Source organism: Deltaproteobacteria bacterium (assembly GCA_018668695.1).
GTDB lineage: Bacteria > Myxococcota > XYA12-FULL-58-9 > XYA12-FULL-58-9 > JABJBS01 > JABJBS01.
This window is the reverse complement of sequence record JABJBS010000412.1, coordinates 1-8,403: the sequence shown is the minus strand read 5'-3', so window position 1 is coordinate 8,403 and position 8,403 is coordinate 1. Positions and strand designations below refer to the sequence as shown.

Annotated in this window: 9 protein-coding genes; 5 read left to right on the top strand and 4 right to left on the bottom strand. The window is 50.6% G+C overall.

The window, feature by feature from the left end; genetic code table 11:
• Positions 1 to 196: 196 nt before the first annotated feature.
• On the top strand, positions 197 to 514 hold the full coding sequence (locus HOK28_24485; protein MBT6436269.1) for a hypothetical protein: 318 nt from the start codon (positions 197 to 199) through the stop codon (positions 512 to 514).
• Between the two features lie 14 nt (positions 515 to 528).
• Here HOK28_24485 and hemE read toward each other — a convergent pair whose 3' ends face one another.
• Positions 529 to 1,605: a uroporphyrinogen decarboxylase gene (hemE, locus tag HOK28_24480; protein MBT6436268.1), complete on the bottom strand. Its 1,077-nt coding sequence runs from the start codon at positions 1,603 to 1,605 to the stop codon at positions 529 to 531.
• Positions 1,606 to 1,798: 193 nt separating this feature from the next.
• Here hemE and HOK28_24475 point away from each other — a divergent pair, with 193 nt between their 5' ends.
• Positions 1,799 to 3,349, top strand: coding sequence for a hypothetical protein (locus HOK28_24475; GenBank protein MBT6436267.1), 1,551 nt, complete (start codon positions 1,799 to 1,801; stop codon positions 3,347 to 3,349).
• A 1-nt stretch (position 3,350) separates the two neighbouring features.
• Here the strand turns inward: HOK28_24475 and HOK28_24470 are convergent, their stop codons facing one another.
• The 3 genes from HOK28_24470 to HOK28_24460 are packed head-to-tail and all read right to left on the bottom strand — an operon-like array spanning position 3,351 to position 5,617.
• Complete coding sequence (locus tag HOK28_24470) at positions 3,351 to 4,253, bottom strand: hypothetical protein (protein ID MBT6436266.1); 903 nt, start codon at positions 4,251 to 4,253, stop codon at positions 3,351 to 3,353.
• On the bottom strand, positions 4,240 to 4,791 hold the full coding sequence (hpt, locus tag HOK28_24465) for a hypoxanthine phosphoribosyltransferase (protein ID MBT6436265.1): 552 nt from the start codon (positions 4,789 to 4,791) through the stop codon (positions 4,240 to 4,242). Before hpt ends, HOK28_24470 begins: the two co-directional genes overlap by 14 nt.
• A gap of 10 nt (positions 4,792 to 4,801) precedes the next feature.
• Complete coding sequence (locus tag HOK28_24460) at positions 4,802 to 5,617, bottom strand: uracil phosphoribosyltransferase (protein MBT6436264.1); 816 nt, start codon at positions 5,615 to 5,617, stop codon at positions 4,802 to 4,804.
• Between the two features lie 150 nt (positions 5,618 to 5,767).
• On the opposite strand from HOK28_24460, the gene hflK reads away from it, so the two are divergent.
• The 3 genes from hflK to HOK28_24445 form a co-directional block, all read left to right on the top strand.
• Positions 5,768 to 6,814: an FtsH protease activity modulator HflK gene (gene hflK, locus HOK28_24455; GenBank protein MBT6436263.1), complete on the top strand. Its 1,047-nt coding sequence runs from the start codon at positions 5,768 to 5,770 to the stop codon at positions 6,812 to 6,814.
• Positions 6,814 to 7,761: a protease modulator HflC gene (hflC, locus tag HOK28_24450; GenBank protein ID MBT6436262.1), complete on the top strand. Its 948-nt coding sequence runs from the start codon at positions 6,814 to 6,816 to the stop codon at positions 7,759 to 7,761. Before hflK ends, hflC begins: the two co-directional genes overlap by 1 nt.
• Positions 7,762 to 7,777: 16 nt before the next feature.
• The coding region (locus tag HOK28_24445) for a coproporphyrinogen III oxidase (GenBank protein ID MBT6436261.1) at positions 7,778 to 8,403 on the top strand (626 nt) is incomplete at its 3' end.

Below are 8,403 nucleotides of genomic sequence, written 5' to 3'. Positions count from 1 at the left end.
GGCACCTGAAGCCAGCGCGTCTACCAATTCCGCCACCTGAGCGAGGCGGGCGGTATATACGCAGCCGTTAACGACAGGTCAACGATTAACTCGCCCGTCTGACAGTTTTGAAGTGGTTTTGAATGTGTGTACCTGCTTGACTTCACTCGGGAAAAGGGGATGCTTGTAGAAGCGAGATCAAAACGCAGGATGGATTATGTTTATTGAGAGCGATATCGAAATTCGCATTCAAGACCGTACGGCTTACGCCCAAGAGGATCACGAGCTTAAGCTATGGGTTCACGGTGCTTTTCGGGATTTGGCGTGCTACCGGGTTTCCGACTTTCAACGCGTCGACACGAAAAAAGTGCGTGCGGTGGTGACACTTAAAATTTCAGTTTTAAGCCCGGATGAGCAAGAGTTGATAAAAAATCGTCCGAATGATCATGCACTCTTACAAACGCATTTGGAGGCTTTGTTTACGGGCAAAGGCAAGCTTCGCTGCTTGGGTCAGCCTCGCTTGATCAAGCTTTAGACGCCGATGGAGCCTTAGGATTCTGGATCCATTTCCAGGTCGACGCCGTTCCAGGCCTGGCCATAGAAATCACGCACGGTGCGTACAATCTCTCGGGCGTTTTCCGGTGGTGTTTTTGGAAGAATGCCGTGGCCAAGATTCATAATAAATCCAGCGTCACCTTTCATGTCTTCTAGGATGGCAGTCACCCGCTTTCTAACTTCGGGAGCACTGGCAAAAAGAGCACATGGATCAAGGTTGCCCTGAAGTGTGATGCCAGGACCGACTTTTTCACGGGCATCTTTTAAGGAGATGGTCCAATCCACGCCGAGCACGTCGCTCTTCATTTTGGCAGCTTTATCGAGGTGTTGAGAGATGCCTTTGGCGAAATAAATCACGGGGACACCTAATTCTTGAACACCGCGAATGACTTTTTCCGCATACTTAAACGCGAATTTCTCAAGGCAATCGGGAGGTAAAAGTCCGGCGTTGGTATCAAAGACTTGAATCACATCGCAGCCAGCTTCAACTTGGGCGCGTGCGTGAGCGGTGACTGCTGTAGCGACTTTGTCCAGTAAAGCATCGAGTTGCTCAGGAGCATCGTACATCATGCTCTTAAAATGAACCCAATTTTTATCGGGGTAGCCTTCAATCATGTAGGCCGCCAGCGTCAGCGGAGCACCAACGAAACCAATAAGGGAAACGTGGTCGGGTAAACCCGCGCGCGTTTTAGCGATGGCTTCAAAGACGAACGGTAGATCTTTGGCTGGGTCGATTTCCGTGAGCGCATCGATTTCTTTCATCGTGCGTACCGGGGGATCGAACCGTGGGCCAGGTGAGAAGTCGAGGTTGAGCCCCATTCCCCATGCCGGAATGGTGATGTCGCTGAAAATGATGGCAGCGTCGGTATCTAGATACTTCGCGGCCTCCAAGGTGGCTCTCGCACACAGGTCGGGGTTTCGGCAAAACTCCAAGAAGGTATGCGGTGCTCGGATGGCTCTGTATTCCGGCATATACCGGCCAGCTTGGCGCATCATCCATACAGGAACGCAGTCTACTTCTTCGCCGCGGCAAGCACGGTTAAATCGCGTATCGGTGATTCTCTTGGTCATGGACGCTCACATACCTGTCTCAAGGCCGCTGCGCAATGTGGGAGAGAGGCTTCTCCCATGCCTAATTTTCTAAGATGCCGTAATTTGTGATCGAGCGGCATCGGTTCGAGCTTCTCGGGCTTATTTTGAGAACCCATGGAGCCGTGCTAGACTGAGAGTTGGTTCAAAATAAGATGAATTAGGGTAAAATAAAGTGTCTTCTATTACGGAACATAGTGAAAATCTGATCGAAAGTCGTGTGGAGGCGCACGACAGCCAGCAGTTTGAGGTGAAGCTCGACTACTCAATTGACCCCAAAAAGCGGCGTAACCAATACCGGGTAGAAGCTTATATTTTTATTCCCAAAAGTTTGGGGATCAATCGCGATACGTATTCCACGGAGCATTTTTTCCGCGACACCCAAAGCTATATTCGTTTTAAAACTCCGAGTATCGACTTGAAGGATTTACTCTCTCCAGGTGCACAGCATTCACCCTTCATTCGCTTAAAGTCTGCCCTGGCCACTCTTGGTGACAAGCCAACATCTGAACCCGCTCGTCGTAAGCTTTTACGAGAGCTGAAACTTCTTGCCTGCCAGGTGCGAGCAAATATGCGCGATAGAATTCGTGATTTGGTGGAACGTTTACCAGAACCAGATTCAGCCCAAAAAAACGAAGAGGCATCTTTAAGTGAATCGGCTATTTGTGAAGTGGTTTCCGAGATCAAGATGGTTTTTGAGGCTTATCGAAATCTCAAGCCTGAGCTTCTTCACAAGGGTGTAGGGTTTGAAATCCAAGATACCTATCAAAAAGTGGATGAATACCTGAGCTTGGTTTTAGAAAACCACCTGACCCACTTATACGAAGCCCTGGAAGAGCTTTACGATGAAACGCTTTTTGCGACAGCCCGCGTGCAATCATCTCAATTGCTGCGTGATGAACGGGATTACCGAGATGCTTCTGACTACCCTCGGATTCTAGAGGGCGGCGTACCCAACGAGCATTACCTTTACCGCCGCGGTCTTTTAAAGAAGATGGCGATGTCGGTTTTATTTTTGAAAGTGAACAAAGAAGATTCAGGGGATGGTCACTCTGATTTAATCGCAAGCATAGCAGCGGGTGTGGCGATGGTATTTGCTGTGTTTACTGGTATTTGGGCGCAGATGTCCTATGGCCTAAATACGGGACCATTTATTGTTGCCTTGGTTTTAAGCTACGTTCTCAAGGACAGGATTAAAGATTGGATCAAGCGTTATTACTCGGCGTTTATTGCGTATCGGCTCTGGGATAGAAGCACTCAAATCATTGATCCTACCCATGGCGGGGCGGTGGGGCGGTGCCGGGAGCAAGTGGAGCACTTAAGTAAAAGTAAGGTTCCGGCTTCGGTCCTCAAGAATCGTCATGCAGGAGAGCCAGACTCGGTAGAAGCTCAGGCTAAACAAGAAAGCTGTATCCGCTACAACAAAGAGATTCGCTTAGATGGTAAAAATATCGATTTGAATCATGGACGGTTATCGGATGTTAACGACATTATGCGTTTTAATATTTGGCGAATGTTAATTTTAGCAGATGACCCCAAACACGACGTCCGCCTCTTTAATGTTAAGCAGGGCCAAGTGGAAACGGTGGTTTGCCCCAAGGTCTATCACTTAAATATTCTCTTGAGATTTTACAGCGGTTTGGGCCACGAACTGGTTAGCTCGGAGCGGGTGCGGGTGGTGTTCGACCGCGATGGTATCCGTCACCTCGATCTGCTGAACGCTTAATCTAAAGTTCGACGTCCTGAGCTTTTTCTTCCTCTTCAGGTGAATTATCGCTCGGAGCGACGGGAGGTTCGTCCGGCTGCAGGGCTTCATTTTCTGCTGGCTTCTCGTCTGGTGACTTCTCTTGCGGCTTTTCTTGGGGTGTACCCTCTTCGGGAGCGGCGTCCATTTCACCTCTGAGGACTTTGATGCGCGCCTGAACTTGGGCAAGCGATGCCTGAGCCTCGCCCTGAAAAGACGTTCCTTGCTCAATGGCCTCTTTGAATTGTGCTGCTGCAGCTTCTAATTGATTGACGATACCAGTGAGCAGATTTTGACCTTTTCGGAAAGACAGATCTGCTCTAAGGACGGCAATATCTCTGCGTTGTTCCTCAGAAACACCAGGCAGCAAAACGCAGCGCTGGATGTAGTCCGCGGCTTGGGACGAGATGGTTAGGTCGTCGCTGCCGAGCTGTTCCCGGGCCCACGCCGCAAGGATGGAAAACATGGCGCGGTCGAGATCGGTGCGATCTTCAAAGTGCTGGCCTCCGGGTACTTTTTCACCGGCCGGCAAGCTGATGGGCGCGTAGGCCTCACGTAGGCGAGACTCGTCGGGCTGATAAGTCTCAAACCCCGTCGGCATGAACTTACCTTTTTGGACCACCATGGTTTGACCGACCTGAGCGAGCCGATAAGTCCGCCGATTGAGGTCGCTCAAGAGGTAAAGCACAGCGCCGATGAGCCCAACCATGACCAAGAGCATCATCCATGTGCCCAGAGACTTGAAGAAACCTTTGGCCTTCGATGGCGGCGGGGTGGGCGTCCAGGCGGCTTGGGGCTCGGGTTGTGGTTTGGCCTCTGCCGGTTTGTCGGCGGGGGCTGCGTTCTGTGTTGCCGCTTCTAGCTTCGGCGTCTCAGGTGTCTCCATGGTAAACCCCAATGAAAGGAAGGTTACGAAGTTTGCTGGCGTAATCTAAGCCGTATCCCACGACGAAAGCATCCGGGCATGTAAAGCCGGTAAAATCGATGGGGATGATGCCCTTGTGGCTGGTTGGCTTGTCGAGCAGCGTGCATACTTTGATTGATTTGGGCTGACGGGTCTCAAAGTTTTCCAAAAGGTACTTCATGGTGAGGCCAGTATCGATGATGTCTTCGATGATTAAGACATCTCGGCCTTGAATACTGGTGGATAAATCAGATGTGATTTTCACCACCCCGGAGCTTTTGGTCTCGTCACCGTAGCTTGAAATACCAATGAATTCGCAGTGAAGGGGAAGTTCGATATGGCGCACGAGGTCGGCGTAGAAAAGGAATGAACCCTTCAGAACACCCACCACACACAGTTCAGTACCCGCTGGGTAGCTTTCTGTGATGGCTTTACCAAGCTCTTTGTTGCGCTGGGCGATTTGCTCTGCACTCATCACTACGTCGATATTGTCTCGCCACTTGCTGTAATCACCGTCCATTGTTTTCTACCTATACAAAGCTGTTATTGAGGATTTCGCCGACACCGCCAGCTCCCGGAACAATGTATTGAACATCATTCAATCCGGACTCTTGTTCGGGATGTGTTCCCGGCCGTGTACCCAGAATCTCCTCACTACTCATACCGCGATCTAGCCTCAGGGCATAGATCACAGTGTCAGGATGGTCTGTCTGAATCGTGCGAATGTACTCCGGGGTGATGATTAAATGCACGGTGATGAGTTTTGCGGGCTTACCGCCCGGTAGTTTTTTGTAAATTTTCAGAGCATCGCTCATGCTTGCGCCCGTTGCGCCCATCGGATCTGGGAAAAGAACCACTGCGTTGTCGATATCGCCGCCAATTTTGGAGCCGGTATGGTTAATCCCACAGACTTCGCCCGCTTCGTTGGTGGCCCGGTTCATATAGAGGTGATCTTGGCGAACGCCCTCAGGGTTGACCACAGTATTAAGCAGTTCGAAGGCGATTTGGCTCGGTAAGGTGCCCGCCCGAGCGATATCAACGGTCACATAGCGGGTGCTGGGGTCCAGGACTTCGCCCTGCCAAACCCCTTTTGGGGTCACACTGACCATCCGAATGTCCTCTTGCACGGCAATCCGCGGCGTTTCCCGAGCAATCACGGTTCGCAGGAGGCTTGCGTAAAGCTCCCGCACCAAATGGGTGATGGCCGGCTGTTGCGTTTTGGGTGAAGAGAGCTGTGTAAGCCAGCTCATGAGCAACGGGTCTGAGATGAGATGAACGTTTTCACCATATTCGTGAGATATTTCAGACATATTGAATGGATATTGGAAATAGGTCGAGTCTTTCATGGGCGCATACTAACCCGAGATTTCGGGAATTTCAAAAGCTGCCCATCTTGCGCCCGGCGCTGAGCTGATTATGTTGCCATAGGGGGCGTATCTAACGTATGAGGCCTTCGGTACTAGGTGTTATGCACGCCTTGATAAGGAGAGATACCAATGAGTTCTTATGATCCGTTCAATAAGCCATCCAGTGGTGGTGGCGGCGGTGGCGGTCCTCGCAGACCCACTCGCGATCCTGTTGAAGAGCTGACACGCAACTTCAAGAACAAGGGTGGTTCTTTTTTAACCATGGGCTTGCTGCTCTTGGGCGTAGTCGCTGTCATGTCATCTTTCTATACGGTGGATGCGGGTCACGTGGGCGTTGTACTGCGTTTCGGCGAACACATTGATACCACCAAGCCAGGTCTGCATTTCAAGGTTCCATTCGGCGTAGACCGCGTGCAAGATGTTGCCGTTGAGCGTCAACAAAAGATGGAATTTGGTTTTCGTACGGCCGCAGCCGGCGTTCAATCGACGCTTCGGCGTGACGGTGAGACTGTTGCTGAATCCGATATGCTTACCGGCGACTTAAACGTTGCGAAGGTTGAGTGGATTATTCAGTACGTCATCAAGACGCCTGAGAAGTACCTATTTCAGTTCCGAGATATCGAGACGACATTGCGTTTGATGGCAGAAGCCACCATGCGCAGCGTCACCGGTGACTACTCTTTTGATGAAGTTATTACCGACGGACGTGAAGAAGTTGAACGCCGAGCGAAAGAGCTGCTTGTTGACCTTAACAAGCGCTACGACACAGGCATCGATATTCAGCAACTTAAGCTCCGAGACGTCAACGCTTCGATTGCGGAAGTACAAGATGCACTTCGAGATGTTGAATCGGCCAAGCAAGAACGTGAGCGAATGAAGAAGCAAGCCATGGCTGCTTACAACAAGGTCGTACCTCGTGCCCGTGGTGAAGCGATGGAAACCATCGAACGCGCCAAAGCTTATTCCATCGACCGCGTGAACCGCGCCCAAGGTGAAGCAAACCGCTTCAAGGCGCTGCATGAAGCTTATCGACGAGCACCAGAGGTTACGCGAACACGTCTCTACATTGAGTCGATGGATCGGGTTCTACCGAAGGCAAAGCGTAAAGTTGTTGTTGATTCCAAGACCAAAGGTCTTCTTCCGCTCCTGCACCTGAATGAAGGAGGCATCAAATAATGCGTGCTCCAATTGCTTTAATTATTATTGTTTTGGGTGTGGTTCTTTTTCAAGCATCCACCTACGTGCTTCCTGAATGGGAGCAGGTCATTATTACTCAGTTTGGCGAGCCTATAGGCGACGCGGTAACAGAGCCGGGCCTTCATTTTAAAACGCCGTTTATCCAAGAAGTGAACCGCTTTGAGAAGCGCTGGCTTGAATGGGATGGTGAAGAAAGTGAAATGCCTACGAAGGAAAAGACGTATATCTACGTTGATACCTATGCTCGCTGGCGAATCATTGATCCATTGAAGTTCTTCACTTCGGTTCGCGATGAAGCAAGTGCGCAGTCGCGCCTCGACGATATCATCGACTCTGAAACGCGTAACGTCATCGCGTCTCACAACTTGATTGAAGTTGTGCGCAGCACCAACCGCGAATTTCAGCAAGCGCTGGATGTAGAAGTTGCGAAGATTGCGGGTATGGCTGAAGAGAAATCACCTGAAATTAAAGCGGGTCGTGACAAGCTTACCCGCTTGATTCTCGAAAAAGCAGCAACGGCAATGCCTGAGTTTGGCATCGAGTTGGTGGATATTCAGTTTCAGCGTGTGAACTATACACGAAGCGTTAAGACCAAGGTTTTCGAGCGAATGATTCAAGATCGTCGCAGTATTGCCAACGCCTATCGCTCTGAGGGTGAAGGTGAGTCGGCGCGTATCAGTGGTGATAGAGAGCGCGAGCTTAAGACCATTGAATCTGCAGCGTTTAGAGATGCTGAATTTCTTCGCGGTGCAGCGGATGCGAAAGCAACGGATATTTATGCCGAGGCTTACAACCGCGACCCAGGTTTTTACAAGATGGTAAGAAGCCTTGAGAGTTACGGAAAGACCATTGATGAAGATTCATGGGTGGTTCTGTCCTCTGATTCTGAATACTTCAAAACGTTTGTGAATCCTCAAGCGCGTTGAGGCCAAGATGAGTTCCATGCGCGAAAAAATGGAGGCGATGGTTCGCAAGGCTCAAGACGAGGTTTGTGAAGCAGTCTCTAAGCTGGATGGAACTGAGTTTCGTGAAGACAACTGGGAGCGTCCCGGCGGCGGAGGCGGCACAAGCCGCGTGATTCAAGGCGGCAACGTTTTTGAAAAAGCTGGCGTGAACGTTTCCGTTGTCTACGGAACCCTCTCTGAAGAAGCCGCTCGTTCGATGGGCGGTGGTTCTGAGCTTGGAAATCAAGACCTTGATTTCTTTGCCACGGGCGTAAGCCTTGTCATTCATCCCCACAATCCAATGGCACCTACCGCTCACGCGAACTTTCGCTATTTTGAGCGTGGTGATGGCTCCAAGCCTGGCTCATGGTGGTTTGGGGGCGGAGCAGATCTTACGCCAAGCTATCTTTTTGAAGAAGATTGCAGTCATTTCCATCAAACGCTTAAAGACGCTTGTGACGCTCACGATCCTACTTATTACCCAGAGTACAAAGCATGGTGCGACCGATACTTTCACATCAAGCACCGGGGCGAGACGCGCGGTGTTGGCGGAATCTTCTTTGACAACCTCAAAGATAAGCCCGCTGAGCAATGTTTAGCGTTTAGCGAGGCCTGTGCCGCATC